This is a genomic window from Methylophilus sp. TWE2, assembly GCF_001183865.1.
Classification (GTDB): domain Bacteria; phylum Pseudomonadota; class Gammaproteobacteria; order Burkholderiales; family Methylophilaceae; genus Methylophilus.
The window spans coordinates 639,478-665,472 of sequence record NZ_CP012020.1 but is presented as its reverse complement, the minus strand read 5'-3'; the positions used below and the strand labels follow the sequence as shown (position 1 = coordinate 665,472).

Annotated in this window: 25 protein-coding genes; 12 read left to right on the top strand and 13 right to left on the bottom strand. The window is 49.7% G+C overall.

Annotated elements, in window-relative coordinates:
- Positions 1 to 23: 23 nt before the first annotated feature.
- Positions 24 to 2,054, top strand: a complete 2,031-nt coding sequence (locus tag ACJ67_RS03205; RefSeq protein WP_049637846.1) for a sodium-translocating pyrophosphatase — start codon at positions 24 to 26, stop codon at positions 2,052 to 2,054.
- 70 nt (positions 2,055 to 2,124) lie between these two features.
- Here ACJ67_RS03205 and ppa read toward each other — a convergent pair whose 3' ends face one another.
- The 4 genes from ppa to gap (ACJ67_RS03185) form a co-directional block, all read right to left on the bottom strand.
- Positions 2,125 to 2,673, bottom strand: a complete 549-nt coding sequence (ppa, locus tag ACJ67_RS03200) for an inorganic diphosphatase (RefSeq protein WP_018986159.1) — start codon at positions 2,671 to 2,673, stop codon at positions 2,125 to 2,127.
- A gap of 71 nt (positions 2,674 to 2,744) precedes the next feature.
- On the bottom strand, positions 2,745 to 3,041 hold the full coding sequence (locus ACJ67_RS03195) for a YkvA family protein (RefSeq protein ID WP_049637845.1): 297 nt from the start codon (positions 3,039 to 3,041) through the stop codon (positions 2,745 to 2,747).
- Between the two features lie 10 nt (positions 3,042 to 3,051).
- Positions 3,052 to 3,951 carry a phosphoribosylaminoimidazolesuccinocarboxamide synthase gene (locus tag ACJ67_RS03190; RefSeq protein WP_049639739.1) on the bottom strand — a complete coding sequence of 300 codons (900 nt, stop codon included), beginning with the start codon at positions 3,949 to 3,951 and terminating at the stop codon, positions 3,052 to 3,054.
- Positions 3,952 to 4,039: 88 nt separating this feature from the next.
- On the bottom strand, positions 4,040 to 5,101 hold the full coding sequence (gene gap, locus ACJ67_RS03185) for a type I glyceraldehyde-3-phosphate dehydrogenase (RefSeq protein ID WP_049637844.1): 1,062 nt from the start codon (positions 5,099 to 5,101) through the stop codon (positions 4,040 to 4,042).
- 149 nt (positions 5,102 to 5,250) lie between these two features.
- Between gap (ACJ67_RS03185) and ACJ67_RS03180 the strand changes: the two genes are divergently transcribed.
- Positions 5,251 to 6,240, top strand: coding sequence for a GGDEF domain-containing protein (locus ACJ67_RS03180; RefSeq protein ID WP_049639738.1), 990 nt, complete (start codon positions 5,251 to 5,253; stop codon positions 6,238 to 6,240).
- A 51-nt stretch (positions 6,241 to 6,291) separates the two neighbouring features.
- Here ACJ67_RS03180 and ACJ67_RS03175 read toward each other — a convergent pair whose 3' ends face one another.
- Together ACJ67_RS03175 and gap (ACJ67_RS03170) are read right to left on the bottom strand one after the other, a co-directional pair.
- Entirely contained in the window at positions 6,292 to 7,485 is a 1,194-nt protein-coding gene (locus ACJ67_RS03175; RefSeq protein WP_049637843.1) for a phosphoglycerate kinase, read from the bottom strand.
- Positions 7,486 to 7,578: 93 nt separating this feature from the next.
- Positions 7,579 to 8,580: a type I glyceraldehyde-3-phosphate dehydrogenase gene (gene gap, locus ACJ67_RS03170; RefSeq protein WP_049637842.1), complete on the bottom strand. Its 1,002-nt coding sequence runs from the start codon at positions 8,578 to 8,580 to the stop codon at positions 7,579 to 7,581.
- 163 nt (positions 8,581 to 8,743) lie between these two features.
- On the opposite strand from gap (ACJ67_RS03170), the gene msrA reads away from it, so the two are divergent.
- Positions 8,744 to 9,274, top strand: a complete 531-nt coding sequence (msrA, locus tag ACJ67_RS03165) for a peptide-methionine (S)-S-oxide reductase MsrA (protein WP_049637841.1) — start codon at positions 8,744 to 8,746, stop codon at positions 9,272 to 9,274.
- Positions 9,275 to 9,278: 4 nt separating this feature from the next.
- Here the strand turns inward: msrA and ACJ67_RS03160 are convergent, their stop codons facing one another.
- A complete protein-coding gene (locus ACJ67_RS03160) occupies positions 9,279 to 9,830 on the bottom strand; it encodes an RNA pyrophosphohydrolase (protein ID WP_049637840.1) in 552 nt (183 codons plus the stop codon).
- A gap of 301 nt (positions 9,831 to 10,131) precedes the next feature.
- On the opposite strand from ACJ67_RS03160, the gene ACJ67_RS03155 reads away from it, so the two are divergent.
- The 8 genes from ACJ67_RS03155 to folE2 all read left to right on the top strand — a co-directional run bounded on the left by ACJ67_RS03155 (position 10,132) and on the right by folE2 (position 17,241).
- Positions 10,132 to 11,028, top strand: a complete 897-nt coding sequence (locus ACJ67_RS03155; RefSeq protein ID WP_156171635.1) for a YncE family protein — start codon at positions 10,132 to 10,134, stop codon at positions 11,026 to 11,028.
- 172 nt (positions 11,029 to 11,200) lie between these two features.
- The gene (locus ACJ67_RS03150) at positions 11,201 to 11,746 is read left to right on the top strand and encodes an SRPBCC family protein (RefSeq protein WP_018986169.1); all 546 of its coding nucleotides are present in this window, start codon (positions 11,201 to 11,203) and stop codon (positions 11,744 to 11,746) included.
- A 455-nt stretch (positions 11,747 to 12,201) separates the two neighbouring features.
- Positions 12,202 to 12,543 carry a prepilin-type N-terminal cleavage/methylation domain-containing protein gene (locus ACJ67_RS15165; protein ID WP_049637839.1) on the top strand — a complete coding sequence of 114 codons (342 nt, stop codon included), beginning with the start codon at positions 12,202 to 12,204 and terminating at the stop codon, positions 12,541 to 12,543.
- Positions 12,544 to 12,656: 113 nt separating this feature from the next.
- Positions 12,657 to 13,301: an alpha/beta hydrolase gene (locus ACJ67_RS03140; RefSeq protein ID WP_049637838.1), complete on the top strand. Its 645-nt coding sequence runs from the start codon at positions 12,657 to 12,659 to the stop codon at positions 13,299 to 13,301.
- 73 nt (positions 13,302 to 13,374) lie between these two features.
- A complete protein-coding gene (xseB, locus tag ACJ67_RS03135; RefSeq protein WP_049637837.1) occupies positions 13,375 to 13,620 on the top strand; it encodes an exodeoxyribonuclease VII small subunit in 246 nt (81 codons plus the stop codon).
- Positions 13,621 to 13,646: 26 nt separating this feature from the next.
- Entirely contained in the window at positions 13,647 to 14,537 is an 891-nt protein-coding gene (locus ACJ67_RS03130; RefSeq protein ID WP_049637836.1) for a polyprenyl synthetase family protein, read from the top strand.
- A gap of 2 nt (positions 14,538 to 14,539) precedes the next feature.
- Positions 14,540 to 16,384: a 1-deoxy-D-xylulose-5-phosphate synthase gene (dxs, locus tag ACJ67_RS03125; protein WP_049637835.1), complete on the top strand. Its 1,845-nt coding sequence runs from the start codon at positions 14,540 to 14,542 to the stop codon at positions 16,382 to 16,384.
- 50 nt (positions 16,385 to 16,434) lie between these two features.
- The gene (gene folE2, locus ACJ67_RS03120) at positions 16,435 to 17,241 is read left to right on the top strand and encodes a GTP cyclohydrolase FolE2 (protein ID WP_049639736.1); all 807 of its coding nucleotides are present in this window, start codon (positions 16,435 to 16,437) and stop codon (positions 17,239 to 17,241) included.
- A gap of 57 nt (positions 17,242 to 17,298) precedes the next feature.
- Here folE2 and ACJ67_RS03115 read toward each other — a convergent pair whose 3' ends face one another.
- Both ACJ67_RS03115 and aroC read right to left on the bottom strand, forming a co-directional pair.
- Positions 17,299 to 18,471: an MFS transporter gene (locus tag ACJ67_RS03115; protein ID WP_049637834.1), complete on the bottom strand. Its 1,173-nt coding sequence runs from the start codon at positions 18,469 to 18,471 to the stop codon at positions 17,299 to 17,301.
- A gap of 57 nt (positions 18,472 to 18,528) precedes the next feature.
- Positions 18,529 to 19,620, bottom strand: coding sequence for a chorismate synthase (gene aroC, locus ACJ67_RS03110; protein ID WP_049637833.1), 1,092 nt, complete (start codon positions 19,618 to 19,620; stop codon positions 18,529 to 18,531).
- A gap of 132 nt (positions 19,621 to 19,752) precedes the next feature.
- On the opposite strand from aroC, the gene corA reads away from it, so the two are divergent.
- On the top strand, positions 19,753 to 20,838 hold the full coding sequence (gene corA / locus ACJ67_RS03105; RefSeq protein WP_049637832.1) for a magnesium/cobalt transporter CorA: 1,086 nt from the start codon (positions 19,753 to 19,755) through the stop codon (positions 20,836 to 20,838).
- A gap of 3 nt (positions 20,839 to 20,841) precedes the next feature.
- On the opposite strand, the gene ACJ67_RS03100 is transcribed toward corA, so the two are convergent.
- The 4 genes from ACJ67_RS03100 to grpE form a co-directional block, all read right to left on the bottom strand.
- On the bottom strand, positions 20,842 to 21,633 hold the full coding sequence (locus ACJ67_RS03100; protein WP_049637831.1) for a ParA family protein: 792 nt from the start codon (positions 21,631 to 21,633) through the stop codon (positions 20,842 to 20,844).
- Between the two features lie 448 nt (positions 21,634 to 22,081).
- On the bottom strand, positions 22,082 to 23,212 hold the full coding sequence (dnaJ, locus tag ACJ67_RS03095; protein WP_049637830.1) for a molecular chaperone DnaJ: 1,131 nt from the start codon (positions 23,210 to 23,212) through the stop codon (positions 22,082 to 22,084).
- A gap of 115 nt (positions 23,213 to 23,327) precedes the next feature.
- The gene (gene dnaK / locus ACJ67_RS03090) at positions 23,328 to 25,247 is read right to left on the bottom strand and encodes a molecular chaperone DnaK (RefSeq protein ID WP_018986183.1); all 1,920 of its coding nucleotides are present in this window, start codon (positions 25,245 to 25,247) and stop codon (positions 23,328 to 23,330) included.
- 98 nt (positions 25,248 to 25,345) lie between these two features.
- Positions 25,346 to 25,882 carry a nucleotide exchange factor GrpE gene (gene grpE / locus ACJ67_RS03085; RefSeq protein ID WP_049637829.1) on the bottom strand — a complete coding sequence of 179 codons (537 nt, stop codon included), beginning with the start codon at positions 25,880 to 25,882 and terminating at the stop codon, positions 25,346 to 25,348.
- Positions 25,883 to 25,995: the final 113 nt, after the last annotated feature.

The window sequence follows — 25,995 nt, the reverse complement described above, 5'->3', positions numbered from 1 at the left end:
TTTCATCAGGAACAGGAGAAGTCATGTCAGTCGCACTAATGTTAGCCATAGGTGCAGCAGTTTTGGCGGTACTCTATGGTGTAGTAATGAGCAAATGGATTTCAGGTTTACCGGCAGGCAACGCACGCATGCAAGAAATTGCAGGCGCTATTCAGCAAGGCGCAGCCGCCTATCTTTCAAGGCAATATAAAACCATCGCCGTGGTCGGCATCGTCCTGGCTATTTTAATTGGCATCTTCTTAACGCCACAAACCGCAATTGGTTTTGTACTGGGTGCCGTGCTGTCAGGGGCCTGTGGTTTTATTGGCATGAACGTTTCCGTCAAGGCCAATGTGCGTACCGCACAAGCGGCTACCAACGGCATAGGTCCTGCGCTGGACGTCGCTTTTAAAGGTGGTGCGATCACCGGCATGCTGGTAGTTGGCTTGGGATTGTTAGGCGTTGCCGGATTTTACTTCTATCTGGGCGCAGAACAAGCGACTGATTTAAACCCATTGATCGGCCTGGCATTCGGCTCTTCGTTGATTTCCATATTTGCACGTTTAGGTGGCGGCATTTTCACAAAGGGTGCTGATGTGGGCGCAGACCTGGTCGGCAAAGTGGAGGCAGGTATTCCGGAAGATGACCCACGCAACCCCGCGGTCATTGCTGATAATGTTGGTGACAACGTAGGCGACTGTGCAGGGATGGCGGCGGACTTGTTTGAAACCTATGCCGTCACACTGATCGCTACTATGGTCCTTGGCGGACTGATGGCCGCTGAAGCCGGTGCAAATGGGGTCATTTATCCTCTTTTGTTAGGCGCCGTGTCCATCGTTGCTTCAATTATTGGTTGCTTCTTCGTTAAAGCCTCACCTGGCATGAAAAATGTCATGCCCGCGCTCTACAAAGGATTAGCAGTGGCTGGCATATTGTCGCTGATTGCTTTTTACTTTGTGACACAGTATGTCTTTCCACAAGGTTACACCCACGGTGAAGTGACTGTCTCTAGCCAGGCCCTGTTTGGCGCCTGCGCCGTTGGACTGGTACTGACCGCAGCCCTGGTGTGGATTACCGAATACTATACCGGTACCGATTACGCACCAGTCAAACATGTCGCACAAGCTTCTACCACAGGCCACGCCACTAATATTATTGCGGGCATTGGCGTCTCGATGAAGTCGACCGCCCTGCCGGTCATTTCAGTCTGTATCGCCATTTTTGTCTCTTTCCACCTGGCAGGTTTGTATGGGGTAGCGATTGCTGCGATGGCGATGCTGAGCATGGCGGGTATTGTGGTGGCGCTGGATGCTTACGGCCCGATTACCGACAACGCTGGTGGCATTGCCGAAATGTCGGAGCTGCCTAGCAGCGTGCGTGACGTGACTGACCCGCTGGATGCCGTCGGCAATACGACCAAAGCGGTCACCAAAGGTTATGCGATTGGGTCTGCTGGCTTGGCCTCACTGGTGCTATTTGCGGATTACACACACAAGCTGGAAGGTGCGGGCATTACCGCCAGCTTTGACTTAAGTGACCCCAAGGTGATTATCGGCCTGTTTATCGGTGGCCTGATCCCCTTTCTGTTTGCCGCCATGGCGATGGAAGCAGTGGGCCGCGCCGCTGGCAGCGTGGTGGAAGAAGTCCGCCGCCAGTTCCGCGAAATCAAAGGCATTATGGAGGGCACTGCCAAACCTGAATATGGTAAAGCGGTAGATATGCTGACCAGTGCGGCCATCAAGGAAATGATGCTACCTTCGCTGTTACCCGTTGCCGCGCCTATTCTTGTGGGATTGTTCCTGGGTCCGGTCGCGCTTGGCGGCTTACTCATGGGCACCATTGTCACCGGCCTGTTTGTAGCGATTTCCATGTGTACTGGCGGTGGTGCATGGGATAACGCCAAGAAATATATTGAGGATGGCCATCACGGCGGTAAAGGTTCAGACGCACACAAGGCTGCAGTCACTGGCGATACGGTAGGCGACCCATACAAGGATACGGCAGGTCCGGCAGTGAATCCTTTAATCAAGATTATCAATATCGTGGCATTGCTGATCGTACCGTTGTTACACTAAATCACGCATATCACAGAGAACAATAAAAAAGTCGGCCTAGGCCGACTTTTTTTATGATGCACGCGCCAGATTAAAACGCTGGCTTTACTTCTGCCTCGTTATAACGGGCAACACCATCGGTAATTTCCTTGTGCGCATCTTCAATTCCCACCCAGCCTTCGATTTTCACCCATTTACCTTTATCCAGGTCTTTGTAGTGCTCAAAGAAGTGGGCAATCATATCGAGGCGCCAAGGAGACACATCGCTCAAGGTTTTCTGGTAGGCATAGAGACCACATACTTTTTCGATAGGCACGGCTAGCACTTTTGCATCGCCACCGGCTTCGTCTGTCATTTTCAGCATGCCTAATGCGCGGCAGCGAACCACAACACCAGGCAGCAATGGCACAGGCGTAATCACCAGCACATCCACCGGGTCTCCGTCGTCACCCAAGGTATGTGGAATATAGCCGTAGTTGCAAGGATACTGCATAGAAGTACCCATGAAACGATCCACAAACAGCGCACCACTTTCTTTGTCCACTTCATACTTAACCGGGTCGCCATTGGCCGGAATTTCGATAATGACGTTAAAGTCGTGCGGTAAATCTTTGCCGCTTGGCACCAAATTCAAAGACATCTTGTTAAACCCATTTCAACAAAAAACCGCCATTATAGGCGAATAATATGACGCCTTGGAGGCAAATGGCACTATTTTTGATCTTGCTCAGCTGGCACCAACTCGCGACATGCCTGCCTGACGCTGACAGGAGTTAGTTTGAGTGCCAGATAAAGCAATAACGGAATAATCACCAACTCATCCAACTGGCCAATCACCGGAATAAAGTCCGGGATCAAGTCAAATGGCAGCACTAAGTATCCTAATGCCAACCAGAGCAAAGCTTTGGCGAGCCACGGCGTTTGCGGATGGGCATGCAATGCACGGTAAAACAACACCTCTGTTTTAAACCGGCCAGCTAATGTTGCCAGTTGCGCACGCAATCCCATCTCAGTGCAATTACTCCGCCAGCAAGGTACGACCGGTCAACTTGGCAAACGCTTCCATGTATTTATCAGAAGTACGTTGAGCAACATCCGCTGGCAATTCCGGGCCGGGCGGCGTCTTGTTCCAACCGCAACTTTCCAGCCAGTCACGCACATATTGCTTGTCATAGCTAGGCGGGTTACTGCCTACCTGATATTGGTCTGCTGGCCAGAAGCGTGAAGAATCCGGGGTCAACACCTCGTCCATCACATGCAAGATACCGTGTTCGTCAACGCCAAATTCAAATTTGGTATCGGCAATAATAATACCCTTGGTACGCGCATACTCGGCGGCACGCGCATACAGGGCAATGGCGGCTTTTTCGACTTGCGCTGTCAGGTCTTTACCAATGAGCGCCTCAACTTGAGCGACACTGATATTTTCGTCGTGCTCACCGACGGCAGCCTTGCTCGAAGGGGTGAACAGAGGCTGGGGCAATTGCTGAGCCAGTTGCAGTCCAGCCGGCAAAGGAATATCGCAAACCGTGCCTTTGGCTTTGTATTCTTTCCAGCCACTTCCTACCAAGTAACCACGCACAATGGCTTCCAGTGGCAAAGCCTTGAGTTTTTTCACCACCACAGCACGCCCTTTTACCTGTTCAACTTCATCAGGTGCAACCACAGTCTCTGGTGCAATGCCGGTCAAGTGGTTTGGCACCACATCTCGCAATTGCTCAAACCAGAAGTTCGCCATTTGCGTCAGCATAGCACCCTTGTGCGGGATACCCGTTGGCAAAATCACATCAAAGGCACTTAGCCGGTCAGTGCTCACCAGCAACATGGTGTGGTCATCGATATCGTAAATATCGCGCACCTTACCCTGGTGCAATTTTTTCAGGCTTTTGATGGAGGTTTCGAGCAAAGGCGCACGCATCATGTCTATCACACAAATAAAAACAATATTATAAATGCGCCACGCCCTTGCAGGCGAATAAATTGTCTATTGATATTTCAAGAATAGCTCAAGCGGCAACGGCCTCTTGCTGCTCGGTTTGCGGCAAATCCGTCATCGACAGTTTGGCATAACCGACATAACGCGTTAAGCGCAACAGATTGCAGGTATAGCCATACTCGTTGTCATACCAGCCTATCAGCTTGACAAAGGTGGGGTCCAGCATGATGCCTGCACTGGCATCAAACACACTGGCAGCCGGATAGCCCCTGAAATCACTGGAAACGACGGCTTCGTCGGTATAACCCAGCACGCCTTTCAGGTCGCGCTCGGCTGCATATTGCATGACAGCGCAAATTTCTTCATAAGTCGTACTCTGTTGCAACTCTACCGTTAAATCGACTACAGACACATCTGCGGAAGGAATACGCATGGACATCCCGGTGAGCTTTTTGTTAAGTGACGGGATCACTTTACCAACTGCCTTGGCGGCACCAGTACTGGAAGGAATAATGTTATCGAAAACACCGCGACCGCCACGCCAGTCTTTGTTCGAAGTACCATCAACCGTTTTCTGGGTGGCAGTTGCTGCGTGTATGGTCGTCATCAAGCCGCGCTTGACCCCAAAATTATCATGTAACACCTTAACAATGGGCGCCAAGCCATTAGTCGTACAAGACGCTGCCGAGACAATATCTTCTCCGCGGTAGTGGTAATGATTGACACCATAGACAAACATTGGCGTATCGTCTTTGCCAGGCGCGGACTGGACGACGATACGTGCACCACCTGCAATATGGGCAGCACAGCTTTCCTGGGTCAGGAAAACACCCGTACATTCCACCACGACATCGACCTGCTCAGACCGCCAGTCAATGTCTGCCGGTTTGGCATGTGCAGTGAGACGGATTTTTTTACCATCAATCACCAGGAAACCGCCCTCTAAATGAGCATCCTGTGCCAGCCTTCCGTGCACAGAGTCATATTTGAGCATATACAGCATATGTTCAGGTTCTTCGATGCCGTTAATGGCAACAACCTCCATATCCTTGAACTCTGCCTGATTTAATGCGGCGCGCAGCACCATCCGGCCAATACGGCCAAACCCGTTAATGCCCACTCTAATGCCCATTTTTGACTCCTTCGCCATGAATAGTCAGTAGATAAGCAATTTTAGTGCTAATTTATAGCATTCAGATTAGACAGGCAGCCTCTGCTTCACTAGAATGGGAATCGCAAGCTCTTAACAATTGTGAGTTTCAACTACCTGCCGGATATTTTGTGAACATCGCAGAACAATTACTGAGTAGTATTCTGGACACATTGCCACTGCAAATTGCAGTGATCGATGAATCGAGCAGTATTGTTTATGTGAATCAGGCATGGAGGTCATTTGGGCTGTTTTACGGGCTAGACATAGAAACTGACTGGTTTGGCATCAGTTACCTGGATATCTGCCGCGCCAATGAGGATACCAACCAGCCGGAATTACTGGATGGCATTGCGCGTGTACTTGACTGCACCCAGAATCACTATACCACTGACTATTTGTGTCACACCCCCACGCAGCAACCTACCTGGCTGACGCTCAATCTGCAACCATTGCAAACGGCACTGGCAGATAGCAAATTGTTTCTACTGTCGCTCACCAATATCACCCATCACAAGCAAACCGAAGATCGCATCTCAGCGCTGACACTGACTGATCCCCTGACCGGACTGGCAAACCGTCGAAGACTGGAGCAATTCATGCATGACGAATGGTCACGTGCCATCCGGCACCAATCCAGCCTGAGCGTGATGATGGTGGATGCAGACCATTTTAAACAGTTGAACGACAGCATGGGCCACGCAGCGGGTGACGATTGTTTGCGTCAACTGGCGAATATCCTTAGGAAATATACTAACCGTCCAGGCGACCTGGCGGCGCGTTACGGTGGCGAGGAGTTTGTCTTGGTATTGGGGCAAACCACCCAGCAGGAGGCTGCCAAAATTGCTGAGCGTATCCGGCAAAAAGTCATGGCGCTAGATATCCGATTTGCCGGACACCGGTTAATGACAGTGAGTATAGGCGTGGCCTCTCTTGGCCTAAATCACTCACATTGGCAGAAGGAACAGCATGCCCGAAACCAGTCACTGAATTTTAGTGAAGATGGCAACCTGCTGATTGAACAGGCCGATAAGGCTTTATATGTCGCCAAGAAGCAAGGCAGGAACCGTGTAGAAGTGTACGATAAACATCACAGGCTGACTGTCCCGCTGTCGGTATAACATCCACGCCATCAGCCAGCTTATGATTTACAACCCAGGCAAATCTTGTAATTAGCGGGCGCGCTCTTCCAGAATAGCCACAGCCGGCAGAGTCTTACCTTCGAGAAACTCCAGGAAAGCCCCGCCAGCCGTCGAGATGTAAGACACCTTGTCATAAATGTCGTACTTCTGGATAGCAGCAATCGTGTCACCCCCACCTGCCAGCGTAAAGGCCTTGGTTTCAGCGATGGCTTTGGCAATGGTTTTAGTACCTTCACCAAACTGGTCAAACTCAAACACACCCACCGGACCATTCCATACGACAGTGCCAGCTTTCATAATGATATCCACCAGTTCAGCCGCCGACTGCGCCCCAATATCAAAAATCATTTCGTCTGCGGCAACTTCTGTCGCTGATTTTTTGACAGCAGGTTCATTGGCATCAAACTGCTTGCCAACCACCACATCTTTAGCAATAGGCACACAGGCACCGCGCGCCGCCATTTTATCCATCAGGCACTTCGCGGTATCCACCAGGTCATCCTCGCACAAAGACTTACCGACTTCCTGACCAGAAGCCTTGAGGAAGGTATTAGCGATACCGCCACCTACCACCAACTGGTCCACTTTGTCAGATAAACTTTCAAGCACGGTCAGTTTGGTCGACACCTTGGAGCCACCAACAATCGCGACCAATGGTCGGGCAGGCGCCAACAAGGCTTTGCTTAATGCGTCGAGCTCTTCAGTCAGCAAAATGCCAGCACAGGCCACAGGCGCAAACTTGGCAATCCCATGCGTAGAGGCTTCCGCGCGGTGGGCAGTGCCAAAGGCATCCATGACAAACACATCGCACAAGGCGGCGTATTTTTTGGCCAGGTCATCATTATTTTTCTTTTCGCCTACATTAAACCGGCAGTTCTCCAGCAAAATAAGCTGGCCATCAGCGGTAGTGAGGCTATCCTCTGGCGCATTAGGTGCCAGCCAGTTTTTCACCAGGCGTACTGGCTGCCCCAGCAGCTTGCTCATCACATCCGCCACTGGCTTCAATGAGTTTTCTTCACTGTAAACGCCTTCTTCTGGACGGCCAAGATGCGAAGTCACCATGACTTTAGCGCCTGCTTTCAAGGCATATTCAATAGTGGGCATGCTGGCTACAATTCTGGCATCACTGGTCACCACGCCATCTTTTACCGGCACATTGAGGTCGGCGCGGATGAACACACGTTTACCACGCAAGTCGAGGTCAGTCATTTTGATGAATTTCATGCAGGTCTCCCTTGAGCGGTCACTACCGCTTGAATATAAACTGAAGGTGAAAATCGTGACAAAAGCAAACGGGGCATAAAGCCCCGTGCATGTTTAAGCAATGTGTTGAACCAGGCGCAACAGGTTGCAGGTATAACCGTACTCGTTGTCGTACCAGCCAACCACTTTAACAAAAGTCGGGTCGAGCATGATACCGGCATCTGCATCAAACACGCTGGCCGCAGGGCTGCTACGGAAGTCACTGGAAACGACTTTGTCATTGGTGTACTCCAGCACACCTTTCAGCGCGCCGTCGGCCGCTTGCTGCATAGCCGCACAAATGGCCTCATAAGTCGCTTCGCTATTAAGCTCCACAGTCAGGTCAACCACTGACACATCGGCTGATGGCACACGCATCGCCATCCCGGTCAGTTTTTTGTTGAGGGAAGGAATCACTTTACCGACGGCCTTGGCCGCGCCAGTACTGGAAGGAATAATGTTTTCAAACACACTGCGCCCCCCGCGCCAGTCTTTTTTAGAGGTGCCGTCTACGGTTAATTGTGACGCCGTGGCCGCATGAATCGTCGTCATCAGACCGCGCTTGATACCAAAAGTGTCATGCAGCACTTTTACCAAAGGTGCCAAGCCATTCGTAGTACAGGAAGCAGCGGAAATAATGGCTTGACCCGCATATTCGGTGTGATTGACACCATAGACGAACATCGGCGTATCGTCCTTGCCTGGTGCAGACTGTACCACTTTAACTGCGCCGCCATTCACGTGTGACTGACAAGTTTCCTGGGTCAAGAAAGCACCGGTAGACTCAATCACTACCTCAGCTCCACCTTTGCGCCAGTCGATATTGTTAGGGTCACGCTCAGCCGTTAAATGAATACGCTTGCCATTCACCACCAGCGCACCATTGTCAGCTTCAACCTTGGCATTAAAACGGCCATGCACAGAGTCATACTTGAGCAAATACATCATGTATTCAACATCATATGAGCTATTAATAGCGACCACTTCGATATTACTGAACTCTGCTTGCTTAATCGCCGCACGTAACGCCATACGGCCAATTCTTCCAAACCCGTTAATGCCTACCTTGACTGACATATGCTCCCCAACATTGCTTAGAACTAAAACTCAGCATTTTAACCTAAACCACCTATACTGGACAGATTGTAAGTGTTTGATTTGATACACGACAAAGCTGAAAAGTGATTAACACATCACAGCACAGATACGTAAAACACCAAACATATCGAAAGAGAGCTTTATGCAAGACACCATCATTCTCGCGGGCGGCTGTTTTTGGGGCATGCAAGACCTGTTTCGCCGCTTGCCAGGCATTATCAACACCAGAGTCGGGTATACCGGCGGCGAAGTACCCAATGCCACTTACCGCAATCATGGCAATCATGCGGAGGCGATAGAAGTTATTTATGATCCGGCACTTATCAGCCTCAGACAATTGCTAGTGTTCTTTTTCCAGATCCACGACCCCACTACCTTGAATCGCCAGGGCAATGACCTGGGGCCGTCATATCGTTCTGCGATTTACTATGTCAGCCCCGTTCAAAAAGAAACCGCACAACAGCTGATTGCGGACATGAATGCTTCTGATATTTGGCCGGGAGAAGTGGTGACTGAAGTGACAGCGGCAAGTGATTTCTGGTTGGCCGAGCCAGAGCATCAGGATTATTTACTGAAGTATCCTAACGGCTACACCTGCCATGGCTTGCGGCCGACCTGGATCCTGCCACAGGACCGCTCATCCGCGATATGGATGCAGCAAAACCAAAACTAAAGGATTATTCTGGCGTGACGATAGGAGGCTGTTTTTTGGAAACCGCTGCTGGCTTGCGCGGCTTGCCTCCACTTCGCCGGGACGAGTGATGCAAAAATGTAGCCAACTCGTTCAGGGCCATTTGATAAACCTCACGCTTGAACTCAATCACGTCTTCCAGTGGCACCCAGTAGTCACTCCAGCGCCAGGCATCAAACTCTGGATGCTCAGTGGCACGCAAAGAAACGTCAGAATCCCTGCCCGTCAGGCGCAATAAAAACCAGATTTGCTTCTGGCCCTTATAACTGCCACGCCATTCGCGCTTGACCCAACTGGTGGGGACATCGTAGCGTAACCAGTCACGTGTACGCCCCAAAATCTTGACGTGCTCCGGCTTGAGGCCCACCTCTTCCATCAGCTCCCGATACATAGCCTGCTCAGGCGTTTCACCATATTTGATGCCGCCTTGTGGAAACTGCCATGCATGTTCCCTGATACGCTTGCCCCAAAACACCTGGTTGTGCGCATTGCATAACACAATCCCGACGTTTGGACGGTATCCATCACGATCTAACATAAAAAACTGCCTTCAATATTTGCTGCAATTTTTTCACATTTTGCCTTTTAATGAAAGGACAACCGTCATATCCACCCTTTTAGAAATACGCCTTAAAATGAAGATAAAATCTTAAATATTTAAATATCTAGATAAAAGTATTTTTGCGACCCACTTGTCAACCTGCGAGCATCAAAGGCGTTTTGAATTCATGCACGGTTTAACTACCTCACCTTCAAGCACTAGAAGACCTGACTGCAAATATATATTTTTGCAACTTTTCATATGCGCCCTCCTGCTGACAGGTCTTAGTTTGAATACCATGGCTGGTAATTTAGCCTATATCACCAATCAAGGTAGCGACTCCGTCTCGGTCCTGGATACTCAAAAAAAACAAATTACACATACCATAGGTGTGGGTAAGGCACCCGTAGGCGTGGCTATCGCAGCGAAACAGCAACGTGTGTATATCAGTAACGCCAATAGCCAAACGATTTCAGTGATTAACAGCGTCACACAGCAAAAAATCCTAGAGATTCCTGTACATGTGCAAGCGGTTGGTATTGCCTTAAGTCGTGACGAAAACACCCTGTATGTCGCCGACTGGGGAGGTGAGCAAGTCATCGCGATAGAGACGGCGCATCCAGAAAAACAAAAAGCATTCAAGGCTGGCAAAACACCTTCAGGCATGCTGGTCAGCGCGGATGACAAGAAACTGTTTATTGCCAACAGAGACAGCAATGACGTGACTGTGGTAGACACCAAAACCTTAAAAACCCTGGCTCAAATCCCAGTAGGTCTGCATCCATTTGCGCTTACCCTGAGCCCGGACGGACGGACATTGTTTGTCGTTAATGTCGTTAGCAACACACTCACGCTACTCAATGTGGACACTTACCAGTCGAGCACAATCAAAACCGGGCATCACCCTTATGGCGTGGCCATTAGCCCGGATGGTCACTGGGCATATGTCAGCAATAACCATGCAGAGAGTGTGTCGGTGATTGACCTGAATAATGGCAAAACCGTGAAAACGATTGTCGTCGGCGAGTTCCCTGAGGGCATCGAATACGACAAAGCCACCCAGCAAGTGGTAGTCGCCAACTGGGGCTCCGATACGGTTTCATTGATTGACGCCCATACCAACACCGTCACGAACACCATCGCCAGCCCAAAACTCTGCCGGTCTTTTGGGCAATTTATATTGGAAGCTAAATAAAAATCGTTTTTTTCACAGGATCGCCCATGAATTAGTCGCAAAGAAGCTTTTTTTTAGGTAAAGTCACGGGTTGTTTTTAAAACTCAAGACCGCCTACTTTTATATACCTAACTTTAATATAAGTACCGCTTAATTTCAGTTTTAAAAGTCTGTAAATATCAGGAGAAATGTAATGAAAAAAATTCTCGGCATTATTGCCGTTTCCTTATTGCCATTAATTCCACTGACTGCTGGCGCGCACGGCGCGGCTGCATTACGTTTTGAAAAAACCGTGACCATCAAGGCTGCCCCGGCAAAAGTCTGGGCATTGTTAAAAGACTTCGGCAATGTGCAAGCCTGGCATGCAGGCGTTGAGTCCACCACCATTGAACAGAAAAAAGATGAAAACGGTGACGACGCAACCTACCGTACCGTTAAGTTGAAAAACGGCGGTGTGATGTACGAAAAACTGCGTTCTGCTGATGATGCAGGCATGCGCTTGAAATATGAGTACATCCTGGAAAAAAGCACACTGCAACTGGCTAACTTTTACCCAACCATCACCGTGACCGGTAGCGGCAATGAATCTGTGGTGACTGTCAAAGGCAGCTACACCCGCGCCGACTCTTCCAATATTCCAAAACCAGAGCAAAACGATGATGCAGCCACTAAAGCTATCAACGAATTCTTTGATCCAGGCCTGGAAAGCCTGAAAAAGGTCGCCGAATCGGGAAAGTAATTAACCAGGGTTCTGGAAAAAAATCGCAAGGCAACAGTAAACCCTGGTGGAAATTCTGGTAAGTCTTACGTTGTAAACAACACTGTTTTTGCAAATGCAGTTTTTGGTCAAAAACCGAAAATTGACACTCAATGAAGGGATTGTGTACCACACAGTCCCTTTTTTGCATTATGCCAATCGCTACCTGACAAAAAACATCACTCCACATTGCCAAAGATTGGCGAAGGTTGTCACTTTACGTCATCTACAATCTGATTAACCTAACCCACCCAACGCCTATTCAAATCGAAGAGTTGAGTGGTAAAAATAACTTAACTCATACTTTTCAATGAGTTATAGGCATAAAAACCTAGCTGGCACACCTGTTGCTTTAAGGTTTAGCGAACACTGTTGGAAAAGCAGTGACTGAAACAGAAGACTTTAGACTTTAAACTTTGACTCAAAAGGAAATGATGATGAAAAAACACGTACAACAAGGCTTTACCCTGATTGAATTGATGATTGTGGTTGCGATTATTGGTATTTTGGCTTCTGTAGCGATTCCGGCTTATCAGGATTACACACGCGAAGCTGCAAACAACGCTTGTTTGGCTGAAGCGAGCGGTTACGCAAAAAGAGCATTTGCTGACATTCAACTCAACAGAACGCCTCCCGCTCCAACTGCAAGGGCTTGTGCATCTATTAATGGTGGTACGGCAGTAACAACATTAACCACATTCACTGCCACGCCTAATGCACGTGGTAACGGCACAGTTACTTGCGACCTGACCACTGGCGCAACCTGCACACACGCATAATCAATCACCCTTGTGATTTGAATGTGAAAAACCCGCCTAGGCGGGTTTTTGCTTTAAAGAAGACCAATCAATTTAGTAGAATAACTATCCTCACCAGGAGATGTATAAGCGTAATGTCTGAGTTACCAACTATCAATACTGCAACTGCTATCTGGCTACACGGCCTAGGCGCCGACGGTCATGACTTTGAACCCGTGGTACAGATGCTTAATCTTCCACATATCAAATTTATCCTGCCACACGCGCCCTACCTCCCAGTCACGCTCAATAATGGTTACGAGATGCGCGCGTGGTATGACATTTTTGGGTTACAGCCTGACAGCCCACAAGACGAAGCTGGTATCAATCAGATGCAAGCGACGATTAACAATATGATTGAAGCTGAAATTGCGCGCGGTATTCCTTCACAACGTATTTTAATAGCAGGTTTCTCACAAGGTGGTGCCATGGCTTTGCACACCGCAACTCGTTTCGACCAACCATTAGCTGGTGTATTAGCACTATCCACTTATTTGCCATTAAAAAATCAGCTTAAAGAGAAGCAACACCCCGCCAATAAACACTTACCAATCTGGATGGCACATGGACGGCATGACACCGTAATCACGCTGGCGACTGCACAATCATCCAAACAAACGCTGGAAGCCGCTGGTTATGAGGTTGAATGGCACGAATATGAAATGCCTCACAGCGTGTGTGAAGAAGAGATCAACGATATACGCGACTTTCTGCTACGCATCTTACCCGCCCAGGCCTAGTCACGCTTGAGAATAATCCCGCAAGACTGGGGAGTTTTGTTAAAATAGCTGGCGTTTTCACAGGCTAATTTTCATGAGTGCTTCCAACACCTCACCATCTACGGTGAATGATCAACAAACCTTTGCCGAAAAACTCGCTGCACTGGAGACCATTGTAAAAAGCATGGAGTCAGGCGAGTTGCCGCTGGAAGCGGCGTTAAACGCCTATACGGAAGGCATGCAGTTGCTGCGAGCTTGCCAGGAGTCTCTACAGCAAGCCGAACAGACGGTAATGATATTGAATCAGCAACAACAACTCACTCCTTTCGAACCGAATTAACGCACGCCCTCTTTTGCCTTTTATTCATGACTAACTCGTCTTTTGTTTTTGATCATTGGGCAGCGGCACATCAACAGCATGTGGAGCAGGTGCTCGCACGAATACTACCAAACGAGGAGGCATTGCCGGAACGTTTGCATCAAGCGATGCGTTACGCGGTCCTTGGCGGTGGAAAGCGTGTCCGGGCATTACTGACTTATGCCGGGGCAGAGTTAGCAGGAACCTCAAGGATGGCGTCTGACGCAAGCGCAGCTGCAGTGGAGTTGATTCACGCTTTTTCACTGGTGCATGATGATATGCCCTGTATGGATGATGACGATTTAAGACGTGGCAAGCCAAGTTGTCACAAGCAGTATGACGATGCCACAGCACTATTGGTCGGGGACGCACTGCAAAGCCTGGCTTTTGAATGCATTGCTGAAACACAGGCACCACAAGCACTCAAACAAGTGCAACTGCTGGCACAGGCAACCGGCTCGAGAGGTATGTGCGGTGGACAAAGCATTGACTTGCAAAGTACTGGCAAGCGGCTCTCACGTCACGAACTTGAAACGATGCATCAGTATAAAACCGGGGCACTGATACGGGCCGCTACACTACTTGGTGCTTACGCAGCACCTCAAACGCCTCCAGCATTGATACATGCTCTGGAGCATTACAGCCAGCATATGGGCTTGGCGTTCCAGGTAGTCGATGACATTCTGGATGCCACTGCTGATACGCAAACGCTGGGCAAAACCGCAGGTAAAGATGCATTGCAGGAAAAATCGACTTACGTCAGCCTGCTCGGTTTAGAAGAAGCCAAAGCCCTGGTGAACTCTTTGTATACAGAAACCTTGCAACTGCTTGCCGACTTTGACAATAAGGCAGCCCCTCTCAGAGGCATCGCCAAATTTATTTGTGAGCGCCCATTCTAACCATGACTTCGCTGCTGTCCCGCATACAATCGCCCACAGATTTACGCACATTAGAACGCTCACAGCTCAAAGTGCTGGCAGCAGAGTTACGCGCTTTCCTGATTCAAAGTGTTTCGCAAACAGGCGGGCATTTGTCCTCCAACCTGGGGGTAGTGGAGCTCACCATTGCCCTGCACTACATTTACAACACGCCGGATGACCGTTTGGTGTGGGATGTCGGCCATCAAACCTATCCGCATAAAATCCTGACTGGCCGCCGTGAAGCCATGGCCAATCTGCGTAAAGCAGGCGGCATTGCCGGATTCCCCAAACGTGAAGAAAGTGAATTTGACACTTTTGGCACAGGCCACTCCAGCACGTCGATTTCTGCAGCGTTAGGCATGGCGGTCGCAGCCAAAGCACAAGGCTCCAACCGCCGCAGTGTGGCCATCATTGGTGATGGGGCGATGACAGCGGGCATGGCATTCGAGGCGTTGAATAATGCGGGGGACATGGATACCAACATTTTGGTCATCCTCAATGACAACGATATGAGCATCTCGAATAATGTGGGCGCGCTCAATAATTACCTGGCGCGCCTGATGTCTGGCAAGCTGTATGACAGCGTACGCCGCAGTGGTAAGAAAGTGCTGGATATCATTCCACCAGTGAAAGAGTTTGCCCGCCGCGCCGAAGAACATGCCAAGGGCATGGTCACACCAGGCACGCTGTTCGAAGAATTCGGGTTTAATTACATCGGCCCGATTGACGGCCATGACATTGATACACTGTTAGATACCTTGAGCAATATCCGCCAGCTGCAGGGCCCGCAATTCCTGCATGTGGTCACGCAGAAAGGCAAAGGGTACAGCCCGGCAGAAGATAACCCGAACAAATACCACGGTGTTAGCAAGTTTGACCCGCAAAATGGCCATAGCCTGAGCACCAGTGAGCGCCCAACCTACACGCAAATTTTTGGTGACTGGCTGGTGGATATGGCCGCGGCAGATGAGAAACTGGTAGGCATCACGCCTGCCATGTGTGATGGCTCCGGCCTCAACCGTTTTGCAGAGGCCTATCCACAACGCTATTTTGACGTCGGCATTGCCGAACAACACGCATTGACCTTTGCCGCGGGCATGGCCTGCGATGGTCTCAAGCCTGTCGTGGCCATTTACTCCACCTTTTTGCAACGCGCTTATGACCAGCTGATTCATGATATTGCCCTGCAGAACCTGGACGTGTTGTTGGCGGTAGACCGGGCCGGGCTGGTTGGTGCAGATGGTCCTACCCATGCCGGTAGTTTTGACCTGAGCTTTATGCGTTGCATCCCCAACATTGTGATCATGGCGCCTAGTGATGAAAATGAATGCCGCCAGATGCTGACCACGGGCTATCAATATCCAGGCACTGCAGCGGTACGGTACCCGCGAGGTAGCGGCATTGGCGCAACAGTTTATCCGACCCTGGAAACACTGCAGATTGGCAAGGCGCAACTGGTTCGCCAGGGACATAAAGTGGCCATCCTGGCATTTGGCAGCATGTTGCAACCTGCCCTACAAGCGGCGGAATCTTTTGATGCGACCGTCGTCAACATGCGCTTTATCAAACCTCTGGACGAATCCATGGTGCTTGAAATAGCGCGCACGCATGACCATATCGTCACTATTGAAGAGAATGCCATCATGGGTGGTGCCGGGGCAGCCGTGATGGAATGCCTGCAAGCATATCAGGTAAAAACATCCATAATTTGCCTGGGCCTACCAGACCAATTTATCGAACATGGCAGCCATGAAACTATGCTGGCTGAATGTGGTCTAGATAAAGCTGGCATTTGCACAGCTATTGAGAAATTAATTTCCGAGTAGTAAACTCAACCATTAATCAACAGGCGGGCACTCCCGCTATGGAACACCTGATGAACCAACCCGTTATTCCTGCGATGATTGAAGACGTACAAAATACACCTGATGTACGCCAACTGGACATTAATAAAGTAGGCATCAAGTCTATTCGTCATCCAGTCATTGTGAAAGACAAAACCGGCGGTGAGCAACATACCGTCGCGGTATTTGATATGTATGTGCATTTGCCGCACAACTTCAAAGGCACGCACATGTCGCGTTTTGTTGAAATCCTCAACATGAACGAGCATGCCATCTCGATTGACTCTTTTGAAACCATCTTGCGACAGATGGTGGAGCGCCTGGAAGCTGAGTCGGGTTATATCGAAATGCGCTTCCCATACTTCATTAACAAGGCAGCGCCAGTGTCTGGCGTGAAAAGCCTGTTGGACTACGAAGTGAAGTTTATCGGTGAAATCAAGAATGGCCAGTTCGAGATCACGGTGCAAGTGATGGTGCCAGTGACCAGCCTATGCCCATGCAGCAAAAAGATTTCGGACTACGGCGCACACAACCAGCGCTCCCATGTCACTGTGACTGCCCTGCTCAATGAGTTTATGTGGCTGGAAGACCTGATTACGCTGATTGAGGAACAGGCTTCTTGCCAGCTGTATGGACTGCTCAAACGCCCGGATGAGAAGTATGTGACCGAACGCGCCTATGACAATCCAAAATTTGTGGAAGACATGGTGCGCGACGTCGCTGCGCAGTTGAACGCTGAAAAGCGCATCGTCAAATATGTGGTTGAGTCAGAAAACTTTGAGAGCATTCACAACCATAGCGCTTATGCATTAATTGAGAGAGACAAGCGCATTAACTAATCAAGGCACGCATCGCAAAACAGCCCTTTCAAGGGCTGTTTTTATTTCTACAAATCGTTAATGGCTAAACATGCCTTTGCGGGCGTAAGGCTGCGATAAATGTAACCCTAAAGCGACAATGATGGCACCCAGCAGCGGAAATAAAGCGGCTAGAGTAAACGTCACTTGTCCACCCAGATACTGCAAGGCGAAGCCGCCTAGTAGCCCGCCTAAGGCGCCACCCACACCATACGCAACACTGTTATAAATAGCCTGCCCCTTGGCTTGATGCCGGCCATTAAAGTATTGTGTGACCACCTCTACCGAAGCGGCATGGAAGCTGCCAAAGGTGAACGCATGCATGGTCTGCGCCAGCAATAGCAGTACTAGCTGGTCTGGCACCAGACCCATCATGGCAAAACGGACAACCCCTATCATCAGGCTGGCCAATAAAATGGTTTTCAATTTAAAGCGTGCCATGATCCATGGCATTTTCATGAAAATGCCAATCTCACAAATCACGCCCAGCGACCACAGCCAACCTATCATGCCTTTGCTATACCCATGCTCTGCCAGATAAATCGAGTAAAAGTTATACATGAGGCCATGCGCCGTCACCATCATGGCACAACCGATAAGAAGTGACATCACGGCGGGTTGTTTGAGGATCTGCCAGATGGAAAAATCGTCATGCGCATGTGGAGGAACATGCGCTTCAGGCAGCTTCCAAGTCAGGCCAAACAAAGTACATTGCACCAGCAGGATAAACCAGAGCAGGCTGCCAATGCCAAACCAGTCGGTCAAATATCCCAATAGCACCGAAGCTACAATAAAGCCCCATGAACCCCATAAACGAATTTTGCTGTAATGCCCATTGGTGGTCGCCAGATGCGCCAGCACCAATGATTCAGACAAAGGCAAAGTTGAGCTGGTAAACAAACTCAGGGCCACCATCACAATAAACATGGTAGTGAAGTCATGTGCCCAGAAAATGGCGATGAACCCCAATAGCCCCAAAAAGGCGGTCATACGTATCCAGCGCACACGCTGCCGGGTATGATCGGCCAACCAGCCCCAAAGGTTAGGCGCAATAATGCGGCTCAACTGGAACAGGGACATCAGGATGCCAATATCGGCCGGGGAAAAAGATTCTGCCGTCAGGTACAGCCCCCAGTAGGGGACAAACGCACCGACAAAGAAATAGTAAATAAAATAGAAACGCGAGAGGTTAAAGTGTAAGGCGTGACTCATGGCATACTCGCGTTTCGATAGATATTGCTCAGGCACCTGGCTCGAGCGGAGGTAATCTTACAATTTTGGAACGCTGGTATGCACGTCTGCATTCTGACCACGGTGGCGCAGGGCATGATCCATCAACACCAGTGCCAGCATTGCTTCTACGATCGGTGTCGCACGTATGCCTACGCATGGATCATGGCGGCCTGTGGTTTGCATCATGACCGCATCACCGGCCTGATTGATGGAGTGGCGCTGTTGCGGGATACTTGACGTAGGCTTAAACGCGACATTGACCACAATGTCCTGACCAGTGGAGATGCCACCAAGCACACCACCGGCGTGGTTGGTAGCAAAGCCGCCTGGTGTGAGTTCATCACTATGGACACTGCCACGCTGTGCGACTGAATCAAACCCGGCACCGATTTCAACGCCTTTGACAGCATTGATGCCCATCATGGCATGGGCAATATCAGCATCTAGCCGGTCAAACACCGGTTCTCCGAGGCCGACAGGGACTTTTTCTGCGACGACGGTAATTTGCGCACCCACGGAGTCACGCTCACTACGGATCTGGTCCATATAGGCTTCCAGTTGCGGCAGGATTTCGACATTGGGTGAGAAGAAAGCATTACCCTCTTGTGACACTGCCTCCCAGCTCACGAATGGGATCTTGATCTCACCAATCTGGCTGAGGTAACCACGAATCTGGATGCCGTATTTTTCCTTGAGCCACTTCTTGGCGATGGCACCTGCGGCCACGCGTACTGCGGTTTCACGTGCACTGGAACGGCCACCACCACGATAATCACGGATACCGTATTTCTGGCTATAGGTATAGTCAGCATGTCCAGGACGGAAAGTATCCATGATTTTGCTGTAATCCTGGGAGCGCTGATCGGTATTGCGGATCAACAGGCCTATCGGTGTACCGGTAGTTTTACCCTCAAACACCCCAGACAAGATTTCCACTTCGTCGGCTTCTGCGCGTTGGGTGACATGGCGTGAGGTGCCCGGCTTGCGGCGATCCAGGTCTATTTGCAAATCAGCCGCACTGAGCTCCAGCCCCGGTGGGCACCCATCCACAATACCGCCAATGCCAGGGCCATGTGATTCCCCAAATGAAGTCAAGGTGAACAAGGTGCCGATGGTATTGCCAGACATGCGATTTTCCTACTGAATAATTTTCTTTATTTTAGCATAGACTGCCGCCACACCCGCCGCAGGTTGATTTCCAGGCCATGAACGCTTATGCTGGGCCAGCAATAGGTACTGGCAATTTGATTTGGAATAACGATGGCTAAACGCAGACACCGCAAACATAAGCTTCTGGGCACCAACAGCCCGACACTGGCAGAAACACCTGAGGGTACACCGTTACCAAACGCCTGTATCCATAAAATTTGCTATAACGCACAAGATATCCTGTCACAACAACTCACTATGCAGGATATTGAGCATTGGCAACCACCTGCCGGCCACGTAGCCTGGATCAATGTCCATGGCGTACTCGACATTCCGGTCCTGCAAGCGGTCGCCCGACGCTTCAAGCTGCATCCACTGGTGCTGGATGATATTTTAAATACCGAGCAACGCCCAAAACTGGACACCTACCTCGATTATCTGTTTCTGGAAACCCGGTTGTTTTACTATGAGGCAGGCAGCATGAGCGTCAGCTCAGAACAAATCAGTATGGCTTTGGGACGTGAGTGGTTGCTTACTTTCCAGGAAAGACCTTCTGGTAGCTTCGAACCTGTGCGCGAGCGACTACGCCAGGGCCAGGCCTTATTGCGTCAAAGCGGCTCCGACTATTTATGCTACGCCTTACTGGACAGTCTGATGGAACGCTACTTCCAGGTACTGGAAGCGATCAACGACGATGCCGAACAGCTCGAAAATCACCTGCTGGATCGCCCCAGCCCCGAAGACCTGCAGAACATACACCGCCTGAAACATGTGACCATACAGTTACGCCGTGCTGTGTGGCCTTTGCGTGAAGTGCTCAATAGCCTGATCCGCAATGAACACGGCTTTTTCAGCCCGCAAACCTTGCCCTACCTTCGCGACTTGTATGACCACACCGTGCATTTCACGGAATCGCTGGAAGCCATCCGGGACACCTTGAGTGGCCTGATGGATATTTACATGACCAGCCTCAGCCAGCGCGTGAATCTGGAAGTACGCGCACTCACTGTTGTCGCCATGCTGTTTATGCCTGCGACACTGATTGCGGGTATTTTTGGGATGAACTTTGAACAGATGCCGTGGTTAAAAGAGCCTCAAGGTTTTTGGTGGGCGATATTAATAATGCTGTTGATTGCCCTGGCGATGTTACTGGTGTTCTGGCGACGGCAATGGTTAAGTAGCCGACGTGAAGCTTAGCGATTAGGCAGCTATTGGTTCGGCACGTGGCAGTTGTTTTACCACATCCTGCAACTCAAAATATAGCGCCATGTAATCCTGTGCAGCATCGCTTTCAACATCGTATTCGAACACGTGTTGCCCCATACGCGTACTGTCCGCCAAGGCAGTATGCTCGTGAATTTTGCTGATCAGCACCTCACTGCCAAACAAACGGCGCATTTCCTGCTCCACCTCGACAGTCATGGGCTTGCGTTTATCCGCTCGCGTCAGCAAATAACGGCGCTGTATTTTCCGCTTTAACACGGGTTGCAGGGCATTGAGGGCCTTATCCATTTTAACTGCAGAATGGATAGACAAATAATCGGTGGCGACAGGTATCAGCACAAGATCACTGGCAAACACCGCACTCAGGGAGATCACGCCCACAAAAGGACAACAATCCATGACGACATCCAGTGCTGGCTGCGCTTGCGCAAGTTCCGCCAAACCCGTGCTCAGACGATTCAGTGTCTTCGGTCCGCGTCCAAATTGTGAGTCTACTTTCATTAGCTCGGGGCTTGCCGAAATAATCTGCAAGCCATTGCGCAATGGTTGAATCAGATTGGCAAGCGGTGTTTCATCCTGATAAAACTTGAGTAAATGTTGCTGCACATCCAGCCCGGTATGTTTGTACACCTCAGTCAGTCTGGCTTGTGGATCCATATCCAGCAACAACAGCTGACGCCGCTTACGCTGGCAAGCCGCAGCCAGATTAAGTGCAGTTGTCGTTGCTCCGACACCTGCTTTCTGATTAAAAATGGCAATCTTCAACATGATCAAATGAACACAGTCGCTGTTTTTACATGAAATACCACAAGCGTTGCATGCATCATAAACGATGTTGTCGGCAGAGACCACCCCAGCGATCGTAGATATCTGGAAAAGAGGACGGTAGAAAAAAAGAAACCCGCTAATGCGGGTTAAAAGGGGGTTTGGATCAGGAGGAAATCAATGCTAGTGTTGAAAATCAACTAAACCTAGCCATCAAACAAAACATTTTGTGTTTCGTTTAAAGATGGATTCAGTATAGGGAGGAGTTATTGCAGTAATTTGACCAAGCTGTAACTGAATTGTAAAAGTCAAAATTCAATTGTTATCAAATTGTAACTTTAATAAAAACAACAGCTTGCAGAGATCGTTTTAAGTAAAACGATAAAAAGGAAACGGCCAATAGTTTAGCAGATTTAACTCTGCCTCACTATCGGCCGCAATGGAATGCAAATTAGCTAAAAAAGTCGCGGGCTTTATCTACCCAGCTTTTATTCTTGGGGCTATGTTTTCCCGCATCTGCCTGCGTACTACTCTCAAACTCACGTAACAGTTCTTTCTGCTTTTCTGTCAGACGCACTGGCGTCTCAACGACCACATGCACCATCAAATCACCATGTTCACTGGAGCGCAAAGGCTTGATACCCTTGCCACGCAAACGGAATACACTGCCTGTTTGCGTTTCAGCCGGGATCTTCATCTTGGCTGCACCATCCAGCGTCGGCACTTCAATTTCGCCGCCTAATGCCGCGGTACTAAAACTGATAGGCATTTCGCAATGCAGATTTGCACCTTCGCGTTGGAAAATCGGGTGTTCCTTGAGATGCACCACCACATACAAATCACCCGTTGGACCGCCATTGACGCCAGCTTCACCCTCACCGCTGAGGCGGATACGATCTCCCTCGTCAACGCCTGCTGGAATCTTCACATTCAGCGTTTTATTCTGTTTGACGCGACCAGCACCATGGCAAGTTGGGCAAGGCTCCTTCACCATTTTGCCGGTGCCATGACATTTGGGACAGGTTTGCTGCACAGAGAAAAAACCCTGTTGCATGCGCACCTGGCCGTGACCGTTACAGGTCGTACACGTCACAGGGGATGTGCCTGGACGCGCACCTGAACCGTGACAGGTTTCACAAGTGGTCTGTACCGGAATACGGATTTTGGTTTCGGTCCCTTTTGCCGCATCTTCCAGGGAAATTTCCAGGTTGTAGCGTAAATCCGCGCCGCGATATACATTCGAGCGTTGGTTGCGCGCACCACCGAAAATATCACCAAAAATATCGCCAAATGCGTCACTGAAATTGCCGGAATTGAACCCGCCAAACCCGCCACCACCGCTCATACTGGGGTCTACGCCAGCATGTCCGTACTGGTCATAAGCGGCGCGTTTCTGCTCATCGCTCAGGACTTCATAGGCTTCTTTAGCCTCTTTAAAACTCTCTTCGGCTTTGGGGTTATCCGGGTTTCGGTCAGGGTGAAACTTCATGGCCAGTTTCTTAAAGGATTTTTTAATTTCCTCTTCACTGGCGTCGCGGTTGACACCTAACACTTCGTAATAATCTTTTTTTGCAGCTGCCATAGTTTTTCCGTTTAATGCGCTTGCGCCATAAAGACAAACACACTCGCAGTCAGCGTAGTGTGTTTGCCGGCATGATTGAAAAAAGGGCAGGCATGTCTACCCGCCGTTTTCAAGCTTAGTTTTTCTTCACTTCTTCAAACTCGGCATCCACCACATCGCCTTCCACTGTTTTTTCAGTTTCAGCTTGTGCACTTTCGGTATTGGCCTGTGCCTGTTGCTCGGCATAGACCTTTTCACCCAGTTTTTGTGAAGCTTCCATCAGCGCGTTAGTCTTGGCTTCAATCACTTCCTTATCGTCGCCATCTTTGGCTACCGCTTCCAGGTCTTTAATCGCGTCTTCAATCTTGGCTTTTTCATCGGCCTCAATCTTGTCGCCATGCTCAGCCAACGATTTTTTCACGCTATGCAACACGCTGTCCGCCTGGTTACGGGCGTCGACCAGTTCACGCAGTTTTTTGTCTTCGTCAGCATATTTAGCCGCATCTTCTTCCATGCGCTGAATTTCTTCTTCAGACAAGCCGGAGTTGGCTTTGATGGTGATCTTGTTTTCTTTGCCAGTAGCCTTGTCTTTGGCAGACACATGCAAAATACCGTTGGCATCGATATCAAACGTCACTTCAATTTGCGGCATGCCACGTGGTGCAGGTGGAATATCGCTCAGGTTAAACTGACCCAGGCTCTTGTTGCCGGAAGCCATTTCGCGTTCACCTTGCAGCACATGAATGGTCACCGCATTCTGGTTGTCTTCGGCTGTCGAGAACACTTGGGATGCCTTGGTAGGAATCGTGGTGTTTTTCTTGATCAGCTTGGTCATCACGCTACCCAGGGTTTCGATACCCAGGGACAACGGTGTCACGTCCAGCAGCAATACGTCTTTGACGTCACCTTTCAACACGCCGCCCTGGATTGCAGCACCTACGGCCACGGCTTCATCCGGGTTCACATCTTTACGTGGTTCCTTACCAAAAATCTCTTTCACTTTTTCTTGCACTTTTGGCATGCGGCTCTGGCCACCGACCAAAATCACGTCAGAGATATCTGAAGGAGACACACCCGCATCTTTCAATGCCGTTTTACATGGGCTGATGGTACGCTCAATCAGGTCTTCCACCAGTGACTCCAACTTGGCACGAGTGATTTTCACCACCAAGTGCTTAGGACCAGTCGCATCTGCCGTGATGTATGGCAGGTTCACTTCAGTCTGCTGCGCACCAGACAATTCGATCTTGGCTTTCTCAGCCGCCTCTTTCAAACGCTGTTTTGCCAGCAAGTCGTTACGCAAGTCCAAGCCGTTTTCTTTCTTGAACTCGTCAGCCAAGAAGTCGATGATGCGGTTATCGAAGTCTTCACCACCTAAGAAGGTGTCACCGTTGGTGGACAACACTTCGAACTGGTGTTCGCCGTCAATTTCAGTAATTTCGATAATCGAAATATCGAAAGTACCGCCACCCAGGTCATATACCGCAATCTTGCGGTCGCCTTCCTGTTTGTCCAAACCAAATGCCAGCGCCGCCGCTGTTGGCTCGTTGATGATACGTTTTACTTCCAGACCAGCGATACGGCCAGCGTCTTTGGTGGCCTGACGCTGGCTGTCGTTAAAGTAAGCGGGCACGGTAATCACGGCCTCGGTCACTTCTTCGCCCAGGTAGTCTTCGGCGGTTTTCTTCATTTTGCGCAGCACTTCAGCAGAAATTTGTGGTGGCGCCTGTTTTTTGCCACGCACTTCTACCCATGCGTCACCATTGTCTGCTTTGGCAATGGTGTAAGGCATGAGGTCGATGTCTTTTTGCACTTCTTTTTCGTCAAAGCGACGGCCAATCAAACGCTTCACTGCAAAAAGGGTGTTTTTAGGGTTGGTCACTGCCTGACGTTTGGCTGGGGCACCGACCAGAATTTCGCCATCTTCCTGATAAGCAATAATAGAAGGCGTGGTACGCGCGCCTTCAGCGTTCTCAATCACACGTGGCTTGCCACCTTCCATCACGGCGACGCATGAGTTTGTCGTTCCCAAATCAATACCGATAATCTTTGCCATCTTTATGTTTTCCTTAAAATTCGTTAATCACAACATCAATGATGTAATAATTGGGATGCCTGAAAAGATTTCAAGCCCCTATTGAAAATGTGGTTGCTTTACTTGGCCTGAATCACAGTCACTAAGGCTGGACGCAATACGCGCTCATTCAAGCTGTAGCCTTTTTGCAATACACTTAACACGGTATTCGGCTCACCTTCAGCTGGCACCATGCTGATCGCCTGATGTTTGTTAGGGTCAAACTTTTCGCCTATGGGATTGATTTCAGCAATATTGAATTTTTCAAATACGCTGAGTAATTGTTTGGCTGTCAATTCCACGCCATTTTTATAGCTATCAACCTCAGTACTTTCTACCGCCAATGCGGCATCCAGGCTGTCTTTCACTGCCAGCAACTCACCGCTGAATTTTTCCAGCGCAAATTTACGGGCTTTATCAATATCATCCAGCGCGCGACGGCGAATATTTTCACCTTCGGCTTTGACATATAAGACTTGTGCCTTGGCTTCTTCCAGTGCTGCTTCCAGCTCGGCAATACGCGTTGCCTGATTGTCTTCTACATGGATTTCTGGTGCAGCGTCATTCACTGCAGACTCAGTTGCGTTCACCTCGGCAGGTGTATTTGGTTCTTGCATGGGACTCCCCTTCTTGTTCAACACTGTTCTGGCTGAGAGGTGACCAACACTTTCCTCTCAATATCTTCCCAATGTTGGGGATGCCCCTACTGATTTCAAGGGTTAAATGTGAA